Source organism: Oricola sp., assembly GCF_022763245.1.
In the GTDB taxonomy this organism is placed as follows: domain Bacteria; phylum Pseudomonadota; class Alphaproteobacteria; order Rhizobiales; family Rhizobiaceae; genus Oricola.
This window is the reverse complement of record NZ_JALEGV010000041.1, coordinates 761,222-786,458: the sequence shown is the minus strand read 5'-3', so window position 1 is coordinate 786,458 and position 25,237 is coordinate 761,222. Positions and strand designations below refer to the sequence as shown.

Genomic DNA, 25,237 nt, shown 5'->3' with positions numbered 1-25,237 from the left:
CGCGATGGGAGAAGGCACCTTCCCGTCCTCACACACCCTTCCCTTTTCCGGCGCGGGGTTTATGTTGCGCCGCGGGAGGCCGATTTCTTTTTCCGACGGGCTCCGATCCAACCGACATGCGCACCATGAATGACAGTTCCGCTCCCGCAGCGACGCCCCGTGACGACGCGCCCGCGCCGATCGGTTTCGCCACCACGATGCTGTTCGCCGTCGCCTGCGGCGCGCTTGCCGGCAATCTCTATTACGCCCAGCCGCTGGTCGCGCTGATCGCGCAGTCCATGGGGCTGTCCACCACGGCGGAAAGCCTGATCTTCACGGCCGCGCAGTTCGGCTACGCCATCGGCCTCCTGTTCCTGGTGCCGCTCGGCGACCTGTTCGAGAACCGCAGGCTCATCCTCGCCGTGATGGTGATGAATGTCGCCAGCCTCGCCGGGCTGGCGCTGGCGCCGGGCCTGTCGACGCTGTTTGCGATGATCCTCGTCGTCGGCTTCACCTCCACCGCGGCGCAGGTGATCGTGCCGCTGGCCGCCAGCCTGGCGCCCGCCGCGCGGCGCGGCGCGGTGGTCGGCAACGTCATGACCGGGCTTTTCGTCGGCATCCTCCTGGCGCGACCGGCCTCAAGCTTCATCGCCGACCATCTCGGCTGGCGCGGCGTCTTCGCCCTGTCGGCGGTGCTGGTGACGGGGCTCACGATCTGGGGCGCCTTCGCCATTCCGCGCCGCGTGCCGCAGGCCCGGCATGCCTATCTGCGGCTGATCGGCTCGCTGGCCCATCTGATGGCGACGGAACCGGTGCTGCGCCGGCGCACCGCCTACCAGACGGCGATGTTCAGCGCCTTCACTGTCTTCTGGACGGCCTCGCCGATCGTGCTCTTGCGGCAGGGATACACGCCGAGCGAGATCGCGCTCTTCGCGCTGGCCGGCGTCTCCGGCGTCTTCGCCGCGCCGGTCGCGGGCCGCATGGCCGACCGGGGGTTCGCCCGTCCAGGCACCGCCGTCGCCATCGGCCTCGGCCTCATCACCTTCCTGATCGCGTGGATCAGCCAGGCGAATTTCTGGGCGCTGATGGTCGCCGGCGTGCTCATCGATTTCGGCGTGCAGGGCAACATGGTGCTCAGCCAGCGCGAACTCTATCAGCTCGACGAGGCGATCCGCAGCCGGCTGACGGCGGCCTACATGACGACGTTCTTCCTCGGCGGCGCCGTCGCCTCGGCGCTGACCAGCCCGGTGCTGACGCTGTTCGGCTGGACCGGCATCTGCCTGCTCGGCGGGTTGCTGCCGCTGACGGCGCTCGCCTATTTCGCGGTGGCGGAAAGGCGCGGCTGACGCGCCCTTCCTTCGTCGGCGGCCGCCTCAGAGCGCGGCGCAGGTCTCCTCGACGGCCTCTTTCGTCGCCTTGACGATCGTGTCGGCCTCGTCCTGCGTCAGGCAAAGCGGCGGGGCGAGACCGATGATGTCGCCCTCCGGCATGGCCCGGCCGATGACGCCGCGCCTCAGCATGCCGGCGACGGCCTTGGCGCCGACCGTCTTGCCGGGCTCGAACAGGGTGCGACCCGCCTTGTCGGCGACCAGTTCCACGGCGCAGAGCATGCCCTCGCCGCGCACCTCGCCGACATTGGGATGATCGCCCAGCGCCTCGGTCATCTTCGCTTTCAGATAGGCGCCCACCGTGCCGGCATTTTGGACCAGGCCGAGTTCGTCGATCAGCTTGAGGTTGGCGACGCCGGCGGCGGCCCCGATCGGGTGGGCGGAATAGGTCCAGCCATGGCCGATCGCGCCGAACATGTCGGTGCCCTGCTCCAGCACGCTCCAGACCTTGTCGGAAATGATCGATCCGGAGAGCGGCGCATAGGCCGAGGTCAGGCCCTTGGCGATGGTGATGATGTCCGGCTCGATGCCGCAATGGACGGAGCCGAACATGGTGCCGAGACGGCCGAACCCGGTCACCACCTCGTCGGCGATCAGAAGGATGTCGTGCTTCTTCAGCACGGCCTGGATCTTCTCCCAGTAGCCGGCCGGCGGCGGCACGATGCCGCCGGTGCCGAGCACCGGCTCGCCGATGAAGGCGGCGATCGTCTCGGCGCCCTCGCGCGCGATCAGCGCTTCCAGCTCGGCGGCGCAATGGGCGGAGAATTCCTCCTCGCTCCAGCTCGCCTCCCTGCGGCGGAAATAATAGGGCGCCTCGGTGTGGATCACCTGGCTCAGCGGCAGGTCGAACTGCTTGTGGAACAGGCCGAGCCCGGTCAGCGAACCGGTCATCAGGCCCGAGCCGTGATAGCCGCGCCAGCGCGAGATGATCTTCTTTTTCTCGGGCCGGCCGAGAACGTTGTTGTAGTACCAGACCAGCTTGACGTTGGTCTCGTTGGCGTCGGATCCGCCGAGGCCGTAATAGACCCGGTTCAGCCCTTCCGGCGCGCGGTCGGCGATCATCTTGGAGAGCGTGATCGAGGCTTCCGTGCCGTGGCCGACATAGGAATGGTAGTAAGCCAGTTCCTTCGCCTGGGCGGCGATCGCCTCGGCTACCTCCTGGCGGCCGTAGCCGATATTGACGCAATAGAGCCCGGCGAAGCCGTCGAGCAGGCGGTTGCCGTCGCGGTCCTCGATATAGACGCCCGACGCGCCTGTGACGATCCGCTCGGGCATCTCGCCGCGGGCGAATTGCGCGAGGTGGGTGGAGGGATGGATGAAGTGTTCGCGGTCCCACTGCTCCAGCGGATCGTTTCTCAGCATGTTACCTGGTGTCCCGTTTTCGTGGTTTCGGTTTTCCGGTCCAAAGCGTCAGCTCCAGTCCCGGCAGACATATTTGACCTCCGTAAAGGCCTCGAGCCCCAGACGCGACCCTTCGCGGCCGAGCCCGGACTGTTTCATGCCCCCGAAGGGGATCGGCGCGCCGGTGACCTTGGTGCGGTTGACCGCGACCATGCCGAAGGCAAGCGCCCGCGAGGCCCGGTAGATGCGGCGCGGGTCTTGCGTGTGCAGATAGGCGACGAGGCCGTATTCGGTGTCGTTGGCGCGCGCGAAGGCTTCCGCCTCGGTGTCGAAGGGGGCGATGGCGGCAACCGGGCCGAAGGTCTCCTCGCGCATGATCAGCGCGTCGGCGGGCACGTCGGCCAGCACGGTCGGCAAGAAGAAGAGCCGCCCCGCCGCATGCCGCGCGCCGCCGGCCAGCAGCGTCGCGCCCTTCGCCATGGCGTCGCCCACATGCTCGACCTGCTTGGCGACGGCTTTCTCGTTCATCAGCGGGCCGATGTCGGGATCGTCCATGCCCGGCCCGATCGTCAGCGCTTTCGTCCGCTCGGCAAAGGCCTTGCAGAAGGCGTCATAGACCGGACGGGCGACGAGGAAGCGGTTCGCGCCGAGGCAATCCTGGCCCGATGTCGCGAACTTTGCCTTCACGGCCTCGTCGACGGCCCGGTCCAGATCCGCGTCGTCGAAGACAAGGAACGGCGCGTGGCCACCCAGTTCCAGCACCAGCCGCTTCACCGTGTCGGCGCCCTGGCGGTAAAGCAGCTTGCCGGTTTCGGTGGAGCCGGTGAAGGAGAGCGCCCGCACCCGCTGGTCCGCCATCCAGGCGCCGACGATCTCGGGCGCGTCGCCGGTGACGACGTTGAAGACGCCCGCCGGCAGGCCTGCCCGCTCGCCGAGTTCGGCCAGCGCCAGGGCGGAGAACGGCGTTTCGACCGAGGGATGCACGACCACCGTGCAGCCGGCCGCCAGCGCGGCCGCGGTCTTGCGGGTGATCATGGCGGAGGGGAAGTTCCACGGCGTGACCAAAGCGGCGACGCCGACCGGTTCGCGCCAGACCTCCACCTCGGCGTCGCCCAGATGCGAGGTGACGCTCTCGATGTTCGGACGCTTGGTCTCTTCGGCATAGAACTCGATGAAGGAGGCGCCGTAGTCGATTTCGCCGCGCGCCTCCGAAATCGGCTTGCCCTGCTCGCGGGTCATGACGGTGGCGAGGTCCTCGCGGTTGGCGACGATCAGGTCGAACCAGCGGCGCAGGATGGCGGAGCGCTCCTGCGGCAGCAGGCCGGACCAGGCGGCAAACGCCTCATGCGCCGCGCCGACGGCCGCCTCGGCTCCGGCCCTGCCGATCCGCGCGACCTCGCCGATCGGGCTGCAGTCGGACGGATCTGTCACCGGCACGAAACGGGCGTCGTCGGCCATCGTCCAGCGCCCGCCGATATAGGCGAGCTGGCGCAGCAGCCGGGGGTCGGCGAGGTCGATGGGCGAATCAAGATGCAGCGCGGCTTCGGCCATGGCTGGGCTCCACGGAGTGACGGATGGCGCAAGCCTATCAGCCGGCCCGGCGAGAGAGCCTCCGAAGGCCCGCCCGCAGGGAGAGGAACTCTCTTTTTATCGGCGCGGAAACAGACGATCCTACTCCGGCGTGCCGGCGAGCAGGGCCAGCGGGAGGCCTGTCGGCGCCTTGACCTCCTTGGTCACGATATAGGTGAAATAGCGGGCCATGGCGGCCTTCTTCTCCAGAAGCGCATCCATCAGCCGCTGGTAGGAATCAATGTCGCGCGCGACCACCTGCAGGAGGTAGTCGTAGCCCCCGCCCAGCGCCCAGCAGGCCGTGATCTCGTCATGCTGGCCGACCGCCTTCTCGAAGGCCTGGAAGGCCTCGGCGCGGTGGTTTTCCAGCTCCACGACCACGAAGACCACGACGTGCGAAGCCAGGGATTTCAAGGAGATCTCGGCGCGATAGCCCTGGATCACGCCCGCTTCCTCCAGCCGCTTCAGGCGCTCCCAGCAGGGCGTCGGCGAGAGGTTGATGCGGCGCGCCAGCTCGGTCTTGGAGATGCGGCCGTCGCGCGACAGGATCGAGAGGATCCTGATGTCCCTTTCGTCGAGCTTCAGCATGTTCGCTTCCCGGTCCAACCTTTCCGACCGGCGACCCGCCGGCGTCGGAATTCATACGCGGGGATGGCGCGCGCCGACAAGCGCCGGCGCCGGTTTCGTCAACAATGGGGGCATGTTGCGGCGCAAACATTCCGCTTGACGAAATGCCGTCTGCGAAATCAGCCTGTGACCCATCATAGCGCCAACGTCCAGGGAGTCAGGGCATGGTCGAACCGAGACGCGATTTCACGCCCGAGGAATATCAGGAGCGGCTCGGCCGGATTCGCGCCGTGATGGCCGAGAAGGGCATCGACCTGCTGATCATCTCCGATCCGTCCAACATGCATTACGTGACCGGCTATGACGGCTGGTCCTTCTACACGCACCAGGCCGCCCTTCTCGGCATGGAGGGCGAGCCGGTCTGGTGGGGCCGCGGGATCGATGCGCTGGGGGCGCGGCGGACCGTGTCGATGGCGGACGACAACATCGTCGGCTACGAGGATTCCTACGTCCAGAACCCGCTGAAGCACCCGATGGAGACGCTGGCGGAGCTGATCCGCGAGCGCGGCTGGGAGACGGCGCGCATCGGCGTCGAGCTGGACAACTATTATTACTCGGCCAAGGCGCATCTCGCGCTGACGGAACAGCTGCCGGACGCGCGGTTCGAGGACGCCACGGGGCTGGTGAACTGGCAGCGCGCCATCAAGAGCGCCACCGAGATCGAATATATGCGCCGGGCCGCGCGCATCGTCGAAGCGATGCACGCGACAATCCTCGAAAAGGCGGAGCCGGGCCTCCCCAAGAACGCCCTCGTCGCTGAGATCTACCGGACCAGCGTCGCGGGCGCGGACGGGCACTGGGGCGACTACACCGCGATCGTGCCGATGGCTCCGTCCGGGATGGACGCGACCGCGCCGCATCTGACCTGGGACGACCAGCCCCTGCAGAAAAACGAGAGCACCTTCTTCGAGATCGCCGGGGCGCATCGGCGCTACCACTGCCCGCAATCACGGACGCTGTTCATCGGCAAGCCGCCGCAGAATTATCTCGACGCCGAGAAGGCCGTGCTGGAATCGGTCGAGGCCGGCCTTGAGAAGGCGAAGCCGGGCAATCGCTGCGAGGACATTGCCAATGCCTTCAACGCGACGCTCAACAAGTTCGGCTTCATCAAGGACAATCGCTGCGGCTATTCGATCGGCATGTCCTATCCGCCGGACTGGGGCGAGCGGACGATGAGCTTCCGCCGCGGCGACATGTCGGTGCTGAAGCCCGGCATGACCTTCCACTTCATGCCGGCGCTGTGGCTGGACGACGGCGGGCTGGAGATCACCGAGCCGATCCTGATCACCGAGACCGGGGCGGAATGCTTCTGCACGACGCCGCGCCAGCTCTTCGTGAAGGACTGAGGCCGTGGCGACCAACCCGATCCAGCCGACCATCCCGCTCGACGACGACGGCGTGCATCACGGCTTCCTGCGGCTGCCCTACAGCCGCGACGATTCCGCCTGGGGCTCGGTGATGATCCCGATCACCGTCGTCAAGAACGGCGACGGGCCGACGGCGCTGCTGACCGGCGCCAATCACGGCGACGAGTATGAGGGACCGGTCGCGCTGCAGGAGCTGGCCGCGACGCTGTCGGCCGAAGACGTCTCCGGCCGGGTCATCATCGTGCCCTTCTTCAACTATCCGGCGTTCCGGGCGGGCACGCGCACCTCGCCCATCGACAAGGGCAATCTCAACCGCATCTTTCCGGGCCGGCCGGACGGCACGGTGACCGAGAAGATCGCGGACTATTTCGCGACCGTGCTGGTGCCGCGCGCCGATTTCATTCTCGACTTCCATTCGGGCGGCAAGACGCTCGATTTCCTGCCCTTCGCGGCGGCGCACATCCTTGACGATTCCATGCAGCAGCACGCCTGCGTCGCGGCGATGGAGGCGTTCAACGCGCCCTATTCGATGATGATGCGGGAGATCGACAGCGTCGGGATGTTCGATACGGCCGTGGAGGAACAGGGCAAGGTGTTCGTGACGACCGAACTCGGCGGCGGCGGCACGGCGACGGCGCGCTCGATCGCGATCGCGCGCAAGGGCGCCCGCAACCTCTTGATCCATGCCGGCATCCTGCAGGGCGAGCCCGAGACCGCTAGAAGCGTCCATCTCGACATGCCGGATGACGATTGCTTCGTCTTTGCGATGCATGACGGGATGATCGAACCGTGCCTGGATCTCGGCGACACGGTGGAAAAGGGAGCCCGGCTGGCGCGGGTCTGGCCGGTGGACCGCACCGGCGCGGCGCCGGTGGATTGCCACGCCAAACGCTCCGGCGTCCTGGCGGCGCGGCATTTCCCCGGCCTGGTCAAGGCCGGGGATTGCGTGGCGGTGATCGCCGAAACGCGCGACTGAGGATCAGGCGGCGCGGCTCTTGCGGTTGCGCCGCCATTTCGGCTTGGCGGAACGGCCCGGTGCAGCCGAGGCGCCCTCGTCGCGCGAACGGGACGGCTGCGCCGCGCTCTGCGGGCGCTTGCCGCGATGCGGGCGCTTCGTGCGGTTCTGGTTGTCGGCGGACGGATCGCTGCGCTTCTCGCCCTGCGGCCGGCCCGAGGACTGGCCGCGCTTGCCGCGATTGTCCTTGCGTGCGCCGGCGCCGAAGCCCGGATGCTCGCCGCTGGCGATGGTCAGCGACACGCCGGTCAGCTTCTCGATGTCGCGCAGCATCTTCGTCTCTTCCTCGGAGCAGAAGCTGATGGCGCGGCCTTCCGCCCCGGCGCGCGCCGTGCGGCCGATGCGGTGGACGTAGCTCTCAGGCACCTGCGGCAGGTCGAAATTGTAGACGTGGCTGACGCCCGGAATGTCGATGCCGCGCGCCGCGACGTCGGTCGCCACGAGGATGCGGACATTGCCGGCGCGGAATTCGCGGATGGCGCGGTCGCGCTGGCCCTGGCTCTTGTTGCCGTGGATCGAAGCCGCCTCGAAGCCATGCGAGACGAGATGCTTCATCAGCTTCTCGGCGCCGTGCTTGGTGCGGGCGAAGACCAGCGACAGGTCGTTGTCGCGCTCGGACAGGTGCTTCTTCAGAAGGTCGGCCTTGGCGCGCTGCGAGACGAAATGCACCGACTGGTCGATCTTGTCGGCGGTCTTGCCGGCGGGCGAAACCTCGATGCGGACGGGATCGTTCAGATAGGTCTTCGACAGGCTCTCGATCTCGGCCGGCATGGTCGCGGAGAAGAGCAGCGTCTGGCGCTCCTTCGGCAGTGCCTTGGCGATGCGCTTCAGCGAATGGATAAAGCCCAGGTCGAGCATCTGGTCGGCCTCGTCGAGCACGAGGAAATGGGTCTGCGCGAGAATGATCGCGCCGCGCTCCATCAAATCGATCAACCGGCCCGGCGTCGCGACTAGAATGTCCTTGCCGGGGCCGAGATCGCGCATCTGCACATTGATCGACTGACCGCCGACGACGGTAGCGATCTGCAGCTTGGAGCGTTTCACGTAGCCCTTGAGGTTGGTCGTGATCTGGTTGGCCAGTTCACGCGTCGGCGCGAGGATCAGCGCGCGGACGCTCTTGGGGAAAGGACGTTGCGGATTGGCGAGCAGTTTCTCGATCAGCGGAAGGCCGAAAGCGGCGGTCTTGCCGGTGCCGGTCTGGGCGAGGCCCATGATGTCGTGGCCTTCGAGCACCGCCGGGATCGCCGCCGCCTGGATCGGCGTCGCCGAGGTGTAGCCGGCGGCCGCGACGGAATGGAGAATGCGTTCGGAGAGCCCGAGGGATGAAAATTCGGTCAAAGTCATGCCTTTCGAGGCACGCGCGGCGATGTTGCGATCGCGCATGCCAAAACGAACGCGCCCGGCCCGTTCGTCGGGACCGGCGCGTCATGCGGTTGCGACCCAGCCGCTCTCCGGGACCTCATTGCCTCGCGGATCGGCGGATCGTCAGCACCCCGCGTGAATTGGGAACCTGTTGGAGTGTCCGGCGCTTGAACCGGCCGGAAGAAACGCGTCATGCGGAGCAGCGATCCTCGGATCGTCTTGATCACCCGCAGGCTGCTCACGCGGCAGCCGAAGCGCTTTCACAGCCCGCATATCTGCCTTGTGCAGTGCAATGTCAAGCGCAAGCGTCCGGCTTGCCGCCATTCGGCGAATCCTATATTCAACCATATAGTTGACAATTAGGGGCCGGAGTATTATTCAACCAAATGGGTGAACATCTGCAGGAGCATCGGCTTTCGGAGATCCTGAAGGCCGTCAGCGACCAGACCCGGCGCTCCCTTCTGACCACGCTGGTGCAGGAGGGCCCGCTTCGGGTCACCGAACTGGCCGGGCGTTACGACATGTCGCTGAACGCCGTGTCCAAGCACATCAAGGTGCTGGAGGCGGCGGGACTGGTGACGCGCAAGACGCACGGACGGGTGCATCTGATCGAGGCCAATCTCGATCCGGTGCATGCGGTGGACGCCTGGTTCGGGCAACTCCGCTCGATCTGGGACCTGCGGCTGGAACGCCTTGGTGAGTTGTTCGAGGAAGGACACGAGAACGATGAGTGAGCTGACCCTGACCGTCAAAAGGACGATCCCCGCCCCGCAAGAGAAAGTCTTCGACGCCTGGCTCGACGCCCGCATGCTGGCGAAATTCATGCGGCCCGGAACCGATGTCAGCGTTCCGAAAGCCGAGACGGACGCGCGCGAGGGAGGCCGTTTCAGCATCCTCATGCTGGCGGGCGACAAGGAGATCCCGCATGCCGGCACCTATCTGGAGGTGACGCCGCACAGCCGGATCGTCTTCACCTGGGAATCGCCCTATTCGACGGACGATTCCACCGTCACGCTGGACTTCACCGCGGCCGGCGACGATGCGACCGACATCGCGCTCACCCATGTGAAATTTCCGAGCGAAGAGTCGCGCGACAATCACAAGGGCGGCTGGACGGCGATCCTCGACACGCTGGCGACGGCGTTCGGCTGACGATCGACCCGGGACGGGGCTTCGCGGTCACGGTTGCGTGCGTTTGCCGTTTGAACCTTGACGCGAAGCCTCCCCCGCCCTCTGTTCCCCGCACGGCATTCAATGGGGGACCTCGCACATGGCGCGCACGATCGACTACTATTTCACGACCATCTCTCCGTACAGCTATCTCGGCCATCGGGCGATCATCGATCTCGCCGCGAAACACGGCGCGACGCTGGCGGTCAAGCCGATCAATCTCGGCGGGCTGTGGGCCGAATCCGGCGGCCTGCCGCTGCCGAAACGCTCGCCGATGCGCCAGCGCTACCGGCTGATCGAGTTGCAGCGCGCCGCCGACTGGCGCGGACTTCCGCTCACCCTCATCCCGGCTCATTTCCCCGTCGACGCCACCCTGCCCGACCACACGGTCATCGCGATCATCGAGGCCGGCGGCGATCCCGCCGACTATCTGGACGCGGTGTTCCGGGCGATCTGGGTCGAGGACATGAACATCACCGAGGAAGAGGTTCTCGCCGAACTTCTCGCAGGGGCCGGGCACGATGCTTCCGCCATCCTGGAAGCGGCGAAGTCCGAGGCCGTGGCGGCCATCCGGGCGAAGAACACGGAAGACTCGGTCGCCGCCGACGCCATGGGCGCGCCCGCCTATGTGATCGACGGCGAACCCTTCTGGGGCCAGGACCGCATCGAGATGATCGACCGCATGCTGACCAGCGGCCGCGCGCCCTTCACGGTGCCGGAGGCTTAAGGCGGACCTTGCGGAGCGGTCGCCAAACAGGTATTTATTCCTGAAATGTCAGGACGCGCCATGCTCTCCCACAAACGCATCTGGGATGCGATCGACGCGCTCGCCGCGCGCCACGACCTCTCCGCCTCGGGGCTGGCGAAGCGCGCCGGCCTGGATTCCACCACCTTCAACAAGTCCAAGCGCATCGCCGCCGACGGCCGGCCGCGCTGGCCCTCGACGGAATCGCTCGCCAAGATCATGGAGGCGACCGGCTCTTCGGTGGACGAGTTCATGGTGCTGGTGCGCGGCGAGGATGCGGCCCCGTCCGCCTCACCGGCCATGCCGCATCCGGCCGCGATCGCGCTTGGCGAAGTCCCGATCATCGGCATGGCGCAGGCCGGCGCCGGCGGCTTCTTCGACGATGCCGGCTTTCCGGCCGGTCAGGGCTGGGACATGGTCGCGGTGCCCGGGGCCAGCCTGGAAGACGGCGCCTATGCGCTGAAGATCACCGGCGACAGCATGCTGCCGCTCTACCGCGAGGGCGACACGATCATCGTCTCGCCGACCGCGCAGATCAGGCGCGGCGACCGCGTCGTGGTCAAGACGCGCGACGGCGAGGTGATGGCCAAGACGCTGCTGCGCAGTTCGGCGCTGCGGGTGGAACTGGAATCGGTCAATCCCGAGCATCCGCCGCGCAGCATGCCGGCGGCGGATGTGGAGTGGATGGCCCGGATCATCTGGGCCAGCCAGTAGGTCGGGGTCAGGCGTTCTCGGCGACGAGTTCGCCGGCGAGCCCGGCGCGGATCAGCGCAACCGTCTCGGCGATGCCGTAGAGGGCCGCGAATGACCCGAAGCGCGGGCCGCGATCCTGTCCGAGCAGCACCTGGTAGAGCATCTGGAACCACTCGCCGGTGACCGCCGGACCGCCGTCCGGCCCCGTCTTCGAGGTGTCCTGGTAGCGTTCGAAGCCGCGCGCGACATCGAGGGCGGCATCCTGGATCGCCGCGCCATCGGCGTCCTCCGGCAGAGCCTCGAAGACCGCGGCGAGCTTCTCCAGCGCGGCGCGCTCGACCTCGTCGGGGGCGCGGAACGTCTTGCCCGGCTTCACGAAATCGTCGAAGTAGCGGATCGCGTAGCCGACGAGTTCGTCGAGCTTCGGATTGCTCTCGGCGGTCACCCCCGGCGCATAGCGCGAGATGAAGCCCCACAGCACCGCCTTGTCATGCGCGTTGGAGGCGCTGACCAGGTTGAGGAGCATCGAGAACGGCACCGACGCGACGTTGGAGACCGGCGGCTTGCCGGAATGGATGTGCCAGACCGGATTGTTCAGCCGCGCCGCCCAGTCCTGCCTCGGATAGGCCGCAAGGAAGGTGGAATACTCGTCCACGGCCTTGGGGATCACGTCGAAATAGAGGCGCTTGGCCGTGCGCGGCTTCTGGAACATGTAGAGCGCGAGGCTCTCCGTCGGCGCATAGGTCAGCCACTCGTCGATGGTCAGCCCGTTGCCCTTCGACTTGGAGATCTTCTCGCCGTTCTGGTCGAGGAACAGCTCGTACACGTAGTGCTCCGGCGGCCGGCCGCCCAGCGCCGAACAGATGCGGTCATAGACCGGCATGTTGGGTCCGTGATCCTTGCCGAACATCTCGAAGTCCACGCCGAGCGCGGCCCAGCGGGCGCCGAAATCCGGCTTCCATTGCATCTTGACCTTGCCGCCGGTGATGCCTTGCGTCACCTCCTGGCCGTCCTCGCCGACATAGGTGATCGTGCCCGCCTTCGCGTCGACCGCCTTCATCGGGACGTAGAGCACCCGTCCGGTCTCCTGCGAGATCGGCAGGAACGGCGAATAGGTCGCGCGGCGCTCCTCGCCCAGCGTCGGAAGCATGATGTCCATGATCGCGTCGTAGCGTTCGGCGACGCGCAGCAGGATCTCGTCGAAGGCGCCGGACTTGTAATACTCCGTCGCGCTGGCGAATTCGTAGTCGAAGCCGAACGTGTCGAGGAAGCGTCGCAGCATCGCGTTGTTGTGATGGCCGAAGCTCTCGTAATCCCCGCCGAACGGGTTCGGCACCGAGGTCAGCGGCTTGTGCAGATGCGGTTCCAGGAACGCCTTGTCAGGGACGTTGTCCGGGATCTTGCGCATGCCGTCCATGTCGTCGGAAAAGCACAGGAGCTTGGTGGCGACCTTGTCTTCGGTCAGCACGCGGAAAGCGGTGCGCACCATGGTCGTGCGGGCCACCTCGCCGAAGGTGCCGATGTGCGGCAGCCCCGACGGGCCGTAGCCGGTCTCGAACAGAACCACCTCGGGAAAGCCGGTCTTCTCGTAGCGCTTGACGATCTTGCGGGCTTCCTCGAACGGCCATGCTTTCGATTTCGCCGCAGCCTCGAGAAGCTCCGGTGTCAGTTCGAGTTGGGGCAAGGCCGGGTTGGCGCTCATTGGTTCCTGTCCTGTTCGTTGGATGTCCGTCGCGACGCGCATTGTCGCAGCGGCCGCATAACCGCCTGCCTTTAACGCTTCGCGCTTGCGAAGCCAAGCGGGGAGCACTACCTGTGCTGCCGAAACGGCAAAATGGATCGAAGAGGGCGCCAATGAGAACGCTTACCCCGCAGGAAGCGCTGGCTTTCGTCATGGTCACGACGGCGGCCGCCGACGCGGCATTGGCGGAACGCGAACTCGAGCGGATCGGCCATGTGGTCGACACGCTGCCGGTCTTCAAGGACTTCACCCGCGACCAGCTGGTGGACGCCGCCAATCGCTGCACCGCGCTGCTCAACGAGCCGGCCGGCATCGACCACATCCTCGCCATGGTGAAGGAGAACCTGCCGGAACGCTTCTACGACACGGCCTATGCCGTCGGCACGGAAGTCGCGGCCGCCGACCTGCGCATCGAGCAGGAGGAACTGCGCTTCCTGCAGATGCTGCGCGACGAATTGGAGATCGACGCGCTCGTCTCCGCCGCGATCGAGCGCTCGGCACGGGCCCGCTTCCGGCTGGCCTGACGGGAATGTGAGTTGTCCGTGACGACCGCGGCCGCCATGTAGTTGGCAGATCTGACACGGACCGACCCGCGCTTCGCGCGCTGACCACGATGCAATTTTCCGAAGCGACAATCCGACTGCTGGCCTTCCTCGCGATCTTTTTCGCGATGGCGCTCTATGAATTATGGTCTCCACGGCTGGAGCGTGAGGAAATGCGCGGCGCCTGGAAATCCAGGCGCTGGTTCACCAACCTGTCGATCGTGATCCTGTCGTCGGTCGCGCTGCGCATCGTCTTTCCCGCCGCCGCGGTCGGCTCCGCGATCTGGGCGGAGGCGCAGGGCCTGGGCCTGTTCCGCGCGATCGGCCTGCCGGGCGCGGTCGCAGGCGTGCTCGCTTTCGTGATCCTCGATTTCGCAGTCTGGCTGGAGCATGTCGCCAGCCACAAATTCCCGATCCTCTGGCGCTTTCACCGCATGCACCATGCCGACAACGGTTTCGACGTGACGACGGCGCTGCGGTTCCACCCGGTCGAGATCGTGCTCTCCATGGTCTGGAAGGCGGCGATCGTGGTGGCGCTCGGCGCGCCGGTCATCGCGGTGCTGGTCTTCGAGATCGTGCTGAACGGCAGCGCGATGTTCAACCATTCCAACATCGCATTGCCGCAGCCGGTCGACCGTGTCCTGCGGCGGCTGATCGTGACGCCGGACATGCACCGGGTGCATCACTCCTCGACCCCGCGCGAGACGGATTCCAATTACGGCTTCAACTTTGCCTTCTGGGATCGCCTCTTCGGCACCTATGTCGCCCAGCCGAAACTCGGCCATGAGGGCATGCAGATCGGCCTGAAGGAGTTTCGCGGTCCGGTCTCAGCCGGATTGCTGTGGGCGCTCCGCCTGCCGTTCACGCGGCTCTGACTTCGGCATGCCGATCCCGTCGGCGAAGGGATCGAGCGGGAAGTAGCGCAGATAGATCTCGCGGTAGACGCCCTTTTCCTCCAGCGCGTTCAGCGCAGCGTTCAGGGCCTTCACGATCTGCGCGCTGTCCTGGCGCATGACGATCACCATGCCGTCGCCCAGGAAATGATCCGACAGGAACGGCCCGGACACGAAGCCGCAGCAATTGTCGGCGTTCGGAGAGGCAAGCCAGAACGAAAGCGCCACCCCGTCGCCGAAGATCAGATCGGCCTCGCCCTTCAGGAGCGCAGAATAAGTCGCGGCCTCGTCGTCCAGCGCCACCGCCTCGGCCTCCGGAAACCAGACCTTCAGCAATTGCGCGTGCGCGCTGCCCTCCACCACGGCGACCTTGCGTCCGCGTGCGAGCGTGTCCATGTCGGTGCTTCTGGCCGCGAAGCCCGACCGCGCGACGAAACGCGCCGGAAACTTGAAATAGGGCCGGGAGACGGCCCGGGTCGAGCGCAACTCCTTGGTGATGCCGTGGCCCGCGATGATCGCCTCGCCGCGCAATCCGTCAAGCGCGGGATCAAGTTCCTCCCAGGGCATCGCCTGGATCTCGCATTTGGCCTCGATCTTCAATTCGGCGCAGATCGCACGCGCGATCTCCACATTGAAGCCGGCGGGCCGGTTCCACTTGTCCGCGAAATTGAACGGCGGAAAATCGAGCGAGGTCAGGAAACGCAGGCGCAGGAGGCCCGTCAGATCGCTGCGCGCGATCCGGTTGTTGGGATCGGACAGGCGCGGCGGATCGCCCGCCATCGCAGAACCGGCCGGCACAACGAGGCTCGCAACGAGGGCCAGAAGCATCAACAGGTCGGTGGGGCGTGCCAACAAGCGCATGGCTTCGATTAGACCATGCCGGCGCGCCATGCCAGAGAGATTTGTCGCGCCGCGCGCGACAACCCAGACTTGCAAATCGCCCGATCGCCGATAAGCTTGACGCGGGTGGGTTGTTGAGTTTGGGGGCCGTGTGAGTACCGCGGGTGCGACCATCGTCGTTCAACGACCGGATTCGGCGCCAAGCCGGCCGGACGAACCACTGCGCCATGAGCCCCGCACCCGGCGCATGCCCAAGCCGCATCGCGAAGCGGATGTCGCGCCGCGAGCCGGCAAGAAAGTCCTGTGCGAGACCGTCGCCTTCCTGTCCGGCCACCGGATTCCCGATCTCCTGCTCCGGCGCGCCAGCCGGCAGGCCGAGCGCAACGGCACGACCGGCGCAGACGAGTTGCTTGCCCATGACCTTGTCAGCGAGGAAACCTATTACCGCCTGCTCGCCGCGCATGCCCGTCTCGCCTTCGTCGCGCCGGACAGTATCGCCGAAACGCTGGGCGGCGAGCGGCAGGATGACGGGCATCCCGTGTTGAGCACGGCGGCGTGGTGCCGCCTGGAGAACGGCGCAATCCGGGCCGTGGCCGCGCCCTCGCCCGGATCGTCACTGACCCGCGACCTGCTGCACAAGGGCCGGGCGGCCGTGCCCGAGGGGCTTGCCCTGACCACCCCGTCCGCCCTGCGAAAGATGGAGATGCGCCGCCTGCGCGAACGGCTCGGCGCGGAGGCGGCCAACCGGCTCGCCAATGACATGCCCCGGCTTTCCGCCAAGCACGGCGCCAGCGCCTGGCACGGCTTCGCCCTGGCGGTCGTGGCTTCCGCGAGCCTGATCGGGATCGTCAGCGCCCCGGTCACGACGTTCCATGCCATCCAGGCTTTCGTCGCGCTTTTCTTCCTGGCCAATGCCGGGTTGCGGCTCGCCGCAGCGATCGACTATCGCAAGCAGTCTCCCGCGCCGCTGCGCCGCTACCCGAACACCGAGCGGCCGGTCTATTCGGTCATCGTCGCGCTCTATCAGGAAGCGCCGGTCGTGGCGGATCTTGTGGCCGCGCTGAAGCTCCTGAACTGGCCCCGGACGAAGCTCGAAATCAAGCTGGTCTGCGAGGAGGACGACGCGGAAACCCTCGCCGCACTGGCTGCCCAGCGGCTCGATCCCCGCTTCGAGATCATCACGGTTCCTCGGGCCGCGCTGAGAACCAAGCCCAAGGCCCTGAATTTCGCCCTGCCCTTCTGCAGCGGCTCGCTCGTCACGCTCTACGACGCGGAGGACCGGCCGCATCCCGACCAACTGGAGGAAGCCTGGCAGACCTTCCGGCGTTCGTCGGGCCGGATCGCCGCGCTGCAGGCGCCGCTGGTCATGGCCAATCCGCGCCGAAGCTGGATTTCCGCGCTCTTCCATCTGGAATATGCCGCTCAATTCCGCGGCCTGCTGCCGTTCCTGACGCGGCTCGGCATGCCCGTCCCGCTGGGCGGCACCTCGACCCATTTCCGCCGGCACGCGATCGAGCGGTGCGGCCTGTGGGATCCGCACAACGTCACCGAGGACGCCGATCTCGGTTTTCGCCTGTGGCGCGCGGGATATCGCATCGGCGTTTTGAAACGTCCCACGCTGGAAGACGCGCCGCATACCGCCGATGTCTGGCTGCGGCAGCGCACACGCTGGATCAAGGGCTGGTTCCAGACCTGGCTCGTCAACACGCGCCCCGGCGGATCGCTGCCCCACAGCCATCGGTGGAGCGGTGCCGCGGTGATGCACACGCTGCTCGCCGGCACGGTGGTCTGCTCGCTGTTCTTCCCGCTCACGCTTTTCGTCATCGCGGTCGTTTCCGGCTGGGGCCTTGCGACCGGACAGGTGCCGGTCGGTCTGGACTGGCTGTCCCTGATCTGCTGGACGAATATCGCACTGGCCTTCGCCGCCCAGGCGCTTCTGGCGTTGCGCGCCGTCGACCGGCGCCGGCGCCTGCTCGCATTGCGGATGCTGCCGGCGCTGCCGGCCTATTGGCTCTTGGGTTCGGTCGCTGGCTGGCGGGCGATGCGGCAGTATTTCACGCGCCCCTTCCTGTGGGAGAAGACGCCGCACGGGCCGCATGATCCAAGCGGCGAAAGCCATAGCGCCTGAGGCCTCGCAAAACCGTCTGCGCCCCCCATATTGCACTCGTACCGTCCCGCCACCCGGACCCTGGAGCGCATTCCATGCACCGCCTCAAGGCCCTCGTCGAATCGCCGCGCTTCGAGCAGGTGATCGTCGCAATCATCATCGTGAACGCAATAACCCTCGGCCTTGAAACCATGCCGGCGGTGATGCGGGATTACGGGGCGCTGATCACCGCATTCGACCATGCGATCCTCGCGGTCTTCGTTGTCGAATTGGCGCTCAAGCTGGGCGTCTACCGGTTCGATTTCTTCCGCAGCCCGTGGCGCATCTTCGACCTGACCGTCGTCGGCATCGCGCTGATCCCCTCGGCCGGCGCATTCGCCGTCCTGCGCGCGTTGCGCATCCTGCGCGTGTTGCGCCTCGTCAGCGTGGTGCCGTCGCTGCGGCGGGTGATCGGCGGGCTGCTCAACGCCCTGCCCGGCATGGGCTCGATCCTGCTGCTGCTCGGCCTGTTCTTCTATGTCTTCTCCGTGATGGCGACGAAGCTCTTCGGCGAGCGCTTTCCCGAATGGTTCGGCTCGATCGCGGCTTCCGCCTACACGCTGTTCCAGGTCATGACGCTGGAAAGCTGGTCGATGGGCATCGTCCGGCCGGTGATGGAGGTCTTTCCCTGGGCGTGGGCCTTCTTCATCCCGTTCATCCTCTGCACTACCTTCACGGTCCTCAACCTGTTCATCGGCGTGGTCGTTTCCGCCATGCAGAAGGAACACGAGGAAGAAGCCGCGACCGATCGGGCGACGCTGCATGACGACCAGGCCGCCATCCTTCAGGAGATCACGCTCCTGCGCGAGGAAGTCCGCGCGCTCGGGGCGCGGCGCGATTCACTGTGAGCGGAAGTGCTTCGACAGTTTCAGACCCTGCGCCTGGTAGTTGGATTTGAGATCGGCGCCATAGAGATGTTCGGGCCGCGCCTGCATGCGCTCGTAGACGAGACGGCCCACGGTCTGCCCGTCCTCCAGAACGAAGGGCACCTCGTGGCTGCGCACCTCGAGCACGGCACGGCTGCCCGAACCGCCGGCGGCACTGTGGCCGAAGCCCGGGTCGAAGAAACCGGCGTAGTGAACGCGGAACTCTCCGACCAGCGGATCGAAAGGCGTCATCTCTGCGGCATAGAGCGGCGGGACATGCACGGCCTCACGGCTCACCAGAATGTAGAACTCGTCGGGATCGAGGATCAGTTCCTTGCGGTCGCGCACATGCAGCGGTTCCCAGAAATCGAGGACGTCGAGCGCGTCGCGTCTGTCGACGTCGATGACGGCGGTGTGGTGCTTGCCGCGATAGCCGACGAGGCCGTCGGCGTCTCCGGAAAGGTCCACGGAAACCGCAATGCCGGCCTGGTTGATGATCGGCTCGTCGCCCGCGACCAGCGTCTCGGCCTCATGCAGAGCCGCGAGCTCCACGGCGCCAAGCACCGTGACGGCGGAGCGGAACCGCACCTGGGAGAGGCGCGACCCGGTGCGGACCACGATCGGGAACGTGCGCGGGCTGACCTCAAGATAGAGCGGCCCGCGATAGCCGGCGGGGATCTTGTCGAATTCTACCCCGTGGTCGGTCATCACGCGGGTGAAGATGTCGAGCCGGCCGGTGGAACTCTTCGGATTGGCCGAGGCGGCGATATCCGCCGGCAGGGCCAAGGTCTCGAGGAGCGGCACGATGTAGACGCAGCCCGTCTCCAGCACCGCGCCGGCCGCCAGGTCGATCTCGTGGAGCTTCAACTGTTCAAGCTTGTCGGTGACCGTGCAGCCCTTGCCCGGCATGAAGCTCGCGCGCACGCGAAACGCCTTCTCGCCGAGGCGCAGATCGAGGCTCGCCGGCTGGATCTGGTCGGCGTCGAGCGCGCGGCCGGACGACAGCGCCGCGCCCTCGAACAGCGCGCGAATGGCGCTGTCCGGCAGGATCCCGCCGCTCGTCACAAGTCATTCCCCAACATGGCCGGCACCTTTGACGAGGCGTTTCGTTGACGCAAGCGCCGAGAAGCCTTATGGACAGGTTTCATCCGTGGTGATTTGGCCGGTCGGCTTGCAGCCACGTAAAAAAAGTCGCTAAAAGGCCGCGCGGCACGTCATGGGGCGTGGAGCAACCGGTTTTGCGGCGACGCATGCCGGTTTTTTTGTTTTTGGAGACGCAACATGGCCTCGGACTGGTCGAAATTCTCTGCCGCAACCCAGATGGTGCACGGCGGCACGCTTCGTTCGCAATTCGGCGAGACGTCGGAGGCGATGTTCCTCACGCAGGGCTTCGTCTATGACACCGCCGAGGCGGCCGAGGCCCGGTTCAAGGGCGATGAAGACGGCTTCATCTATTCGCGCTACGCCAACCCGACCAACGAGATCTTCGAACAGCGGATGCGCCTCCTGGAGGGTGCGGAAGCGGCTCGCTCGACCGCTTCGGGCATGGCCGCCGTCGCCGCCGCGCTGTTGTGCCAGGTCAGCGCGGGCGATCACGTCGTCGCCGCGCGCGCCCTGTTCGGCTCGTGTCGCTGGATCGTCGAGACGCTCCTGCCGCGCTACGGCGTCGAGACGACGCTGGTCGACGGCACCGATCCGACCGCCTGGGAACAGGCGACCCGTGCGAACACCAAGGTGTTCTTCTTCGAGAGCCCGACCAATCCGACGCTCGAGGTGATCGACATCGCCCATGTGGTCTCGGTCGCGCGTTCCGTCGGCGCGAAGGTCGTGATCGACAATGTCTTCGCGACACCGATCCTGCAGAAGCCGATGGAACTCGGCGTCGATGTCGTCGTCTATTCCACGACCAAGCATGTCGACGGACAGGGCCGCTGTCTCGGCGGCGTCGTGCTGGCGAGCGAGGAATGGGTCGACGAGAACCTGCACGATTTCTACCGTCACACCGGTCCGTCCATGAGCCCGTTCAACGCCTGGGTGATGCTCAAGGGGCTGGAGACGCTGCCCCTGCGCGTCAAGGCGCAGACCGAGGCCGCCGGCCGGGTCGCCGACTTCCTGGCCGAGCGGTCCGAAGTCAAGCGCGTCATCTATCCGGGCCGGCCGGACCATCCGCAGGCCAACATCATTCCCAACCAGATGAAGGGCGGCTCGACGCTGGTCTGCTTCGAACTGAAGGGCGGCAAGAGCGAGACCTTCGCGTTCGAGAACGCGCTTCAGCTCGTCAAGATCTCCAACAATCTCGGCGACGCAAAGAGCCTGATCACCCATCCGGCGACGACGACGCACAAGAACCTGACGCCCGAAGCGCGCGCCGAACTCGGCATCTCCGACGGCACGCTGCGCCTGTCGGTCGGGCTGGAAGACGCCGACGACCTGCTCAACGATCTCGATCAGGCATTGGCGAAGGCGCGCTGAGCACGGAACGGATCGCGGCAGCGTGTGCGATCAAGCAAGAAGAGACATGAGGTATTGTTCTCCGGAACACACGCTCACGTTCGGAGGCTCGGCGTCCACTGGTGCGGGTCGAGAGTAGATGCTGTTCAGGATGAATCTTGCATCCATCTCGGCAAAGACAGCGGTCTGACCGAATGCGGCCTGCATCGCCGCTCTGCGTGCTTTGTCGAGCTTTTCGGCCTCTGTCTCTTCTAGCATATATGCGACCTCAACGCGTCCGAAGGTCACCAGAAGCATGTCAATTTCTGCATTGTATTGCACTGTGGCTGCGCGCGGCTCCCAAACACCACTCTGAAGCAATTCCGAGGCTCGGGTCTCTGCAACAAAACCGTCCATCGCAACTGCAAGCCTCTGACCAAAGGAATGCACTTCATCCGCTATGTAATCAGCATGCTCAAGCTGAAACCAGTTCATGGCGTGCGGGGGCTTCTTGTCGAAGGATATTTCCAGGCTCGGCCCGCCCCGGCTGTGCCTGTCGTCATACCCCCAGTAGAGGGGAAACGGCGCATCGCTCTCTTCGATCATCCAGTATTGTGGCGTACCCAGAAGCCTCGCCACATCCATCAGGTTCTGTTCTGGCGTCAAAGCGCCAAGGCACCCTGTCTTCAGGAATTCCCTGAATGAGCAGAGATCAGGCACCGCCCGAAGATTCCAGCGCCCCGCATTGCGCCCTTGCGATCGCCTCGAAGATCGCCAGGCCGGTCGGGATGATCTCGTCGGGAAAATCGTAGTCGGGATTGTGCAACTGCGGGTGATCCTTGCCCGCGCCGAGCACGAAGAAGGCCGAGGGCGCCACGCTGGAGAAGACGCCGAAATCCTCAGACCAGCGGAACGGCCCGCCGAGTTCGGCGCTCTCCACACCCGTGGCGCCCATCGCATCGCGCAGGATCGCGGTCGCCGCACGGTCGTTGTAGCAGGCCATGAAGCGCTCCGCGGTCTCGATGCCGACCTGAAGCCCGGCCTCCTCGGCGACTTCGTTGGCCTGTTTGCGAGCGGCGTCCATCAGGGCCGCCTGCATGTCGTCGGTGCGCGCTCGGATCGTCGCCATGATGCGCGCCTCGCCGGGCGAAATGCCGAAGGCCGCCTCGCCCATCTGAACGTGGGACAGTGTCACCAGCGCCTCGCCCGCCGCGAAACCGAGATGCTTGGGCAGGCGTGGCAGCTTCATTACCAGATCGACCATCGCGTCGGCCGGGCTGCGGCCGTCCTCCGGATGGGCGGCATGCGAAGTCCAGCCGGTCAGCTTGATCGTCATGCCTTCCGACGCGAAGCAGAACGAGTCGTCGCGTGTGGCTGCACGCCCGAGCGGCATGCCCGGCAGGTTGTGCAGCCCGAAGGCGAAATCCGGGCGAATGCGCTCGAACTGCGCGTCGCTGATGACGGCCCGCGCGCCGGCGCCCGTTTCCTCCGCCGGCTGGAACAGCAGCACGACGCGGCCACGGGCGGGTCGTCGCTCCTGCATGCGCTTGGCGAGGCCGCACAGGATCACCATGTGCCCGTCATGGCCGCACATGTGGCCGACCCCGGGGATGATCGAGCGCCAATCCGGCTGACCGGTTTCGTGGATCGGCAACCCGTCGAGTTCGCTGCGGAACAGAACCGTCGGCCCCGGCTGTCCGCTGTCGAAGACGCAGGCGACGCCGTGCCCGCCCAGATCGGTCAACACGTCGTCGGCGCCGCACCCCTCAAGCCAGCCGGCGATCCGCGCCGCCGTCGCCATCTCCTTGCCTGAGACCTCCGGCATGCGATGGAGATCGCGGCGCAGCGCCGTCAACCTCGCGATGAAAACCCTGTTGTAGTCCAATAAGTCACCCTGCCTGTCGCAGCACTCTTGCGGTCATGACGATTCGCGACATGGCCGTGTAGAAGCATATCACAGCGAAAATCCATGCAAGTACCGGAAAAATCGACGGGAAAACGCAGGCAAGGACGAAGACGGCGATCGTCTCGGTCGCCTCGGCGAGGCCGGTCGTGAAGAAGAAGGATTTCTCGCCGCGCTTGTCGGTCGTCAGGCCATTCTTTTCGGCCATCACCGCGAAGGCGAGAAAGCTCGCCCCGTTGACATAGAAGGAGAACACCAGGACAGCGCCGGCAACAGCGTTCGCGGACGGATCGGCGAGCACGAAACCGACGGGTATCGCGCCGTAGACGCCGAAATCCAGAACGATGTCGAGAAACCCGCCGAAGTCGGTCTTGCCCCTGACGCGCGCGACGGCCCCGTCGAGCCCGTCGCACAGTCGGCTGACAAGCAGAAGAACGAGCCCGACAAGATAGCTTTCGAGCGCGACCAGCCCGGCGGCGGCCAGGCCGAGCCCGAAGGCGAACAGGGTCACGGCGTTGGCCGGAATACCGGCCCGCGCGATCCCGCTCCCCATGGCGTCTATCGCCGGTTCTATTCTCGCGCGCACTGCGCCATCCAGCATGTCGGCCTCCCGATGCGGCGTTTGAGCGACGGGATTAGGCCGTCCGGCCGATGCTGTCATGCCACAAACGCTCATTTCCGTTCACGGGAGCGTGTTTGCCGCATCTGGGCGCCTTCTCACGACCGGGAACATCGGGTAAATCTCGCGCCATGTATCGCGAAACGACAGGCGGCATCGAGATCACCGTCGAGCCGCAATATCTGGACGAGCAGTCGGAGCCCGAGGCCCATCGCCACGTCTGGGCCTATACGATCGTGATCGCCAACGGATCCGACCACACCGTGCAACTGGAAACGCGCCACTGGCGCATCACCAATGCAATCGGCCAGGTCGAGGAGGTCGAGGGGCCAGGCGTGGTCGGCGAGCAGCCCGTGCTGACGCCGGGCGACAGCTATCAGTACACGTCGGGCTGCCCCCTCAACACGCCGTCGGGCACGATGGTCGGGCACTATGTGATGCGTCGCGACGACGGCATCTGCTTCGAGGTGCGAATTCCGCCATTCTCCCTCGACATTCCCGATATCGCCCGGACGCTGAATTGAGCGCGGTTCTCGATCTTCGGCCGGTCATCCTGGTCACCGGCATCTTGCTGACGACGCTCGGCGGGGCGATGCTCATCCCCGCGCTGGTCGACGCGGTGGCCGGAAACTCCGACTGGCAGATCTTCGCGGGGTCCTCGGCGGCGACCACGCTTGTCGGCGTGACCTTCTACGCGGCGACGCGCGGCATGTCGCGCAGCCTCTCCACCCGCCAGGCCATGCTCATGACCGTCGTGGTCTGGCTGGCGCTGGTGACGGCGGGCGCGCTGCCGTTCCGCTGGTCGGGCATCGTGCCCAGCAACGCGGATGCCTTCTTCGAGGCGATGTCGGGCCTGACGACGACCGGGGCGACCGTGATCACCGGGCTCGACGACGCTCCGCCCGGCATTCTCCTGTGGCGCGGCATGCTGCAATGGCTTGGCGGGCTCGGCATCATCGTCATGGCCGTCGCTGTGCTGCCCATGCTGCAGATCGGCGGCATGCAGGTGTTCAAGGCCGAGGCTTTCGAAACGCCGGAAAAGATCCTGCCGCGCGCGACCCAGATTTCCGGGTCCATGACGCTGATCTTCGTCGCCTTCACGGCGGCCTGCGCGGCGGCCTATATCGTCGCCGGCATGAAACCGGGCGACGCGCTGATCCATGCGATGACGACCGTGGCGACCGGCGGCTTTTCGACCCGCGACGCCTCGCTCGGCTTCTATCAGGATCCGGCGATCGAGTGGATCGCGATCTTCTTCATGATCGCCGGATCGATCCCCTTCCTGCTCTATGTCCAGGCGCTGCAGGGCCGGCCGGTCGCTTTGTGGCGCGACGAGCAGGTGCGCGTCTTTCTCGGCCTGCTTGGCGCGCTGATCGTGATCGGCTGGGTGGTGGCGGATCACTCGCAGGCCGGGTTCACCCGCGAATCCGACTCGTTCCGCGCCGCCGCCTTCAACACGGTCTCGGTGATGACCGGTACAGGCTACGCTTCCGCCGACTACGGCCTGTGGGGGGCGCAATCGATCGCCTTCTTCTTCTTCATCATGTTCATCGGAGGCTGCGCCGGCTCGACCTCATGCGGGATCAAGATCTTCCGCTTCCAGGTCCTGTTCGCCGAGGTGCGCGAACGGCTCGCCAAGGTGCTCTACCCCCACGGCGTCTTCGTGAAGCGTTTCAACGGGCGCCCGCTCGACAAGCGCGTTCCGCTCGCGGTGACGACCTTCATCTTCCTCTATTTCGCCGCCTTTGCGATCCTCTCGATCGCCCTGCGCCTGGCCGGTCTCGACCTGCTCACGGCCATATCGGGCGCGGGCTCGGCGATCTCCAATGTCGGCCCGGGTCTCGGACACATGATCGGTCCGGCCGGCACCTATCAGGACCTGCCCGACACCGCGAAATGGCTGCTGTCCTTCGGCATGCTGCTCGGGCGGCTGGAACTGTTCACCGTGCTGGTGCTGTTCCTGCCGCGCTTCTGGCGCAGCTAGGGCCGGTCAAGGTTGCA

At 66.1% G+C, this 25,237-nt stretch carries 24 protein-coding genes and 1 riboswitch; of the genes, 14 read left to right on the top strand and 10 right to left on the bottom strand.

Annotated features, from left to right (window positions below):
• Positions 1-125 precede the first annotated feature (125 nt).
• On the top strand, positions 126-1,325 hold the full coding sequence (locus tag MRY80_RS24370) for an MFS transporter (RefSeq protein WP_293293998.1): 1,200 nt from the start codon (positions 126-128) through the stop codon (positions 1,323-1,325).
• Between the two features lie 27 nt (positions 1,326-1,352).
• Here MRY80_RS24370 and MRY80_RS24365 read toward each other — a convergent pair whose 3' ends face one another.
• The 3 genes from MRY80_RS24365 to MRY80_RS24355 form a co-directional block, all read right to left on the bottom strand.
• On the bottom strand, positions 1,353-2,729 hold the full coding sequence (locus MRY80_RS24365; protein ID WP_293293996.1) for an aspartate aminotransferase family protein: 1,377 nt from the start codon (positions 2,727-2,729) through the stop codon (positions 1,353-1,355).
• A 48-nt stretch (positions 2,730-2,777) separates the two neighbouring features.
• The gene (locus MRY80_RS24360) at positions 2,778-4,259 is read right to left on the bottom strand and encodes an NAD-dependent succinate-semialdehyde dehydrogenase (protein WP_293293994.1); all 1,482 of its coding nucleotides are present in this window, start codon (positions 4,257-4,259) and stop codon (positions 2,778-2,780) included.
• Positions 4,260-4,379: 120 nt separating this feature from the next.
• A complete protein-coding gene (locus MRY80_RS24355; protein ID WP_293293992.1) occupies positions 4,380-4,865 on the bottom strand; it encodes an Lrp/AsnC family transcriptional regulator in 486 nt (161 codons plus the stop codon).
• A gap of 203 nt (positions 4,866-5,068) precedes the next feature.
• Here MRY80_RS24355 and doeA point away from each other — a divergent pair, with 203 nt between their 5' ends.
• Positions 5,069-6,250 (top strand): ectoine hydrolase DoeA, encoded by a 1,182-nt coding sequence (gene doeA / locus MRY80_RS24350; RefSeq protein ID WP_293293990.1) that lies wholly within the window; start codon positions 5,069-5,071, stop codon positions 6,248-6,250.
• A 4-nt stretch (positions 6,251-6,254) separates the two neighbouring features.
• Positions 6,255-7,247: a N(2)-acetyl-L-2,4-diaminobutanoate deacetylase DoeB gene (doeB, locus tag MRY80_RS24345; RefSeq protein WP_293293988.1), complete on the top strand. Its 993-nt coding sequence runs from the start codon at positions 6,255-6,257 to the stop codon at positions 7,245-7,247.
• 3 nt (positions 7,248-7,250) lie between these two features.
• On the opposite strand, the gene MRY80_RS24340 is transcribed toward doeB, so the two are convergent.
• On the bottom strand, positions 7,251-8,624 hold the full coding sequence (locus MRY80_RS24340; RefSeq protein WP_293293986.1) for a DEAD/DEAH box helicase: 1,374 nt from the start codon (positions 8,622-8,624) through the stop codon (positions 7,251-7,253).
• Between the two features lie 410 nt (positions 8,625-9,034).
• On the opposite strand from MRY80_RS24340, the gene MRY80_RS24335 reads away from it, so the two are divergent.
• The 4 genes from MRY80_RS24335 to MRY80_RS24320 all read left to right on the top strand — a co-directional run bounded on the left by MRY80_RS24335 (position 9,035) and on the right by MRY80_RS24320 (position 11,277).
• Positions 9,035-9,382: a metalloregulator ArsR/SmtB family transcription factor gene (locus MRY80_RS24335; protein ID WP_293293984.1), complete on the top strand. Its 348-nt coding sequence runs from the start codon at positions 9,035-9,037 to the stop codon at positions 9,380-9,382.
• Complete coding sequence (locus tag MRY80_RS24330) at positions 9,375-9,800, top strand: SRPBCC domain-containing protein (RefSeq protein WP_293293982.1); 426 nt, start codon at positions 9,375-9,377, stop codon at positions 9,798-9,800. Before MRY80_RS24335 ends, MRY80_RS24330 begins: the two co-directional genes overlap by 8 nt.
• A 118-nt stretch (positions 9,801-9,918) precedes the next feature.
• Entirely contained in the window at positions 9,919-10,545 is a 627-nt protein-coding gene (locus MRY80_RS24325) for a 2-hydroxychromene-2-carboxylate isomerase (RefSeq protein ID WP_293293980.1), read from the top strand.
• A 60-nt stretch (positions 10,546-10,605) separates the two neighbouring features.
• Positions 10,606-11,277 carry a helix-turn-helix transcriptional regulator gene (locus MRY80_RS24320; protein WP_293293978.1) on the top strand — a complete coding sequence of 224 codons (672 nt, stop codon included), beginning with the start codon at positions 10,606-10,608 and terminating at the stop codon, positions 11,275-11,277.
• 7 nt (positions 11,278-11,284) lie between these two features.
• On the opposite strand, the gene MRY80_RS24315 is transcribed toward MRY80_RS24320, so the two are convergent.
• Entirely contained in the window at positions 11,285-12,958 is a 1,674-nt protein-coding gene (locus MRY80_RS24315) for a lysine--tRNA ligase (RefSeq protein WP_293293976.1), read from the bottom strand.
• Positions 12,959-13,110: 152 nt separating this feature from the next.
• Here MRY80_RS24315 and MRY80_RS24310 point away from each other — a divergent pair, with 152 nt between their 5' ends.
• Both MRY80_RS24310 and MRY80_RS24305 read left to right on the top strand, forming a co-directional pair.
• Positions 13,111-13,521, top strand: coding sequence for a tellurite resistance TerB family protein (locus MRY80_RS24310; protein WP_293293974.1), 411 nt, complete (start codon positions 13,111-13,113; stop codon positions 13,519-13,521).
• Between the two features lie 89 nt (positions 13,522-13,610).
• Positions 13,611-14,414, top strand: a complete 804-nt coding sequence (locus MRY80_RS24305; protein ID WP_293293972.1) for a sterol desaturase family protein — start codon at positions 13,611-13,613, stop codon at positions 14,412-14,414.
• On the opposite strand, the gene MRY80_RS24300 is transcribed toward MRY80_RS24305, so the two are convergent.
• Positions 14,367-15,287 carry a transporter substrate-binding domain-containing protein gene (locus tag MRY80_RS24300; RefSeq protein ID WP_293293970.1) on the bottom strand — a complete coding sequence of 307 codons (921 nt, stop codon included), beginning with the start codon at positions 15,285-15,287 and terminating at the stop codon, positions 14,367-14,369. The genes MRY80_RS24305 and MRY80_RS24300 overlap by 48 nt on opposite strands.
• A gap of 232 nt (positions 15,288-15,519) precedes the next feature.
• Between MRY80_RS24300 and MRY80_RS24295 the strand changes: the two genes are divergently transcribed.
• Both MRY80_RS24295 and MRY80_RS24290 read left to right on the top strand, forming a co-directional pair.
• Positions 15,520-17,400, top strand: a complete 1,881-nt coding sequence (locus MRY80_RS24295; RefSeq protein WP_293293969.1) for a glycosyltransferase — start codon at positions 15,520-15,522, stop codon at positions 17,398-17,400.
• Positions 17,401-17,474: 74 nt separating this feature from the next.
• Entirely contained in the window at positions 17,475-18,266 is a 792-nt protein-coding gene (locus MRY80_RS24290; protein ID WP_293293967.1) for an ion transporter, read from the top strand.
• Here MRY80_RS24290 and MRY80_RS24285 read toward each other — a convergent pair.
• Complete coding sequence (locus tag MRY80_RS24285; protein WP_293293965.1) at positions 18,258-19,349, bottom strand: 2'-deoxycytidine 5'-triphosphate deaminase; 1,092 nt, start codon at positions 19,347-19,349, stop codon at positions 18,258-18,260. The genes MRY80_RS24290 and MRY80_RS24285 overlap by 9 nt on opposite strands.
• Positions 19,350-19,424: 75 nt before the next feature.
• Positions 19,425-19,502: riboswitch (SAM riboswitch) on the top strand.
• A 63-nt stretch (positions 19,503-19,565) separates the two neighbouring features.
• On the opposite strand from MRY80_RS24285, the gene MRY80_RS24280 reads away from it, so the two are divergent.
• Complete coding sequence (locus MRY80_RS24280; protein WP_293293964.1) at positions 19,566-20,756, top strand: O-succinylhomoserine sulfhydrylase; 1,191 nt, start codon at positions 19,566-19,568, stop codon at positions 20,754-20,756.
• 30 nt (positions 20,757-20,786) lie between these two features.
• Here the strand turns inward: MRY80_RS24280 and MRY80_RS24275 are convergent, their stop codons facing one another.
• Genes MRY80_RS24275 through MRY80_RS24265 form a run of 3 tightly spaced genes read right to left on the bottom strand, consistent with a single transcriptional unit; the run spans position 20,787 to position 23,218 of the window.
• On the bottom strand, positions 20,787-21,434 hold the full coding sequence (locus MRY80_RS24275) for a hypothetical protein (protein WP_293293963.1): 648 nt from the start codon (positions 21,432-21,434) through the stop codon (positions 20,787-20,789).
• Entirely contained in the window at positions 21,427-22,569 is a 1,143-nt protein-coding gene (locus MRY80_RS24270) for an amidohydrolase (RefSeq protein ID WP_346433421.1), read from the bottom strand. The genes MRY80_RS24275 and MRY80_RS24270 overlap by 8 nt, the downstream gene beginning before the upstream one ends.
• A gap of 34 nt (positions 22,570-22,603) precedes the next feature.
• Positions 22,604-23,218, bottom strand: a complete 615-nt coding sequence (locus MRY80_RS24265) for a CDP-alcohol phosphatidyltransferase family protein (protein ID WP_293293960.1) — start codon at positions 23,216-23,218, stop codon at positions 22,604-22,606.
• A 149-nt stretch (positions 23,219-23,367) separates the two neighbouring features.
• On the opposite strand from MRY80_RS24265, the gene apaG reads away from it, so the two are divergent.
• Entirely contained in the window at positions 23,368-23,760 is a 393-nt protein-coding gene (gene apaG / locus MRY80_RS24260; protein WP_293293958.1) for a Co2+/Mg2+ efflux protein ApaG, read from the top strand.
• Entirely contained in the window at positions 23,757-25,220 is a 1,464-nt protein-coding gene (locus MRY80_RS24255) for a TrkH family potassium uptake protein (RefSeq protein ID WP_293293956.1), read from the top strand. The genes apaG and MRY80_RS24255 overlap by 4 nt, the downstream gene beginning before the upstream one ends.
• The last annotated feature ends 17 nt before the right edge of the window (positions 25,221-25,237 follow it).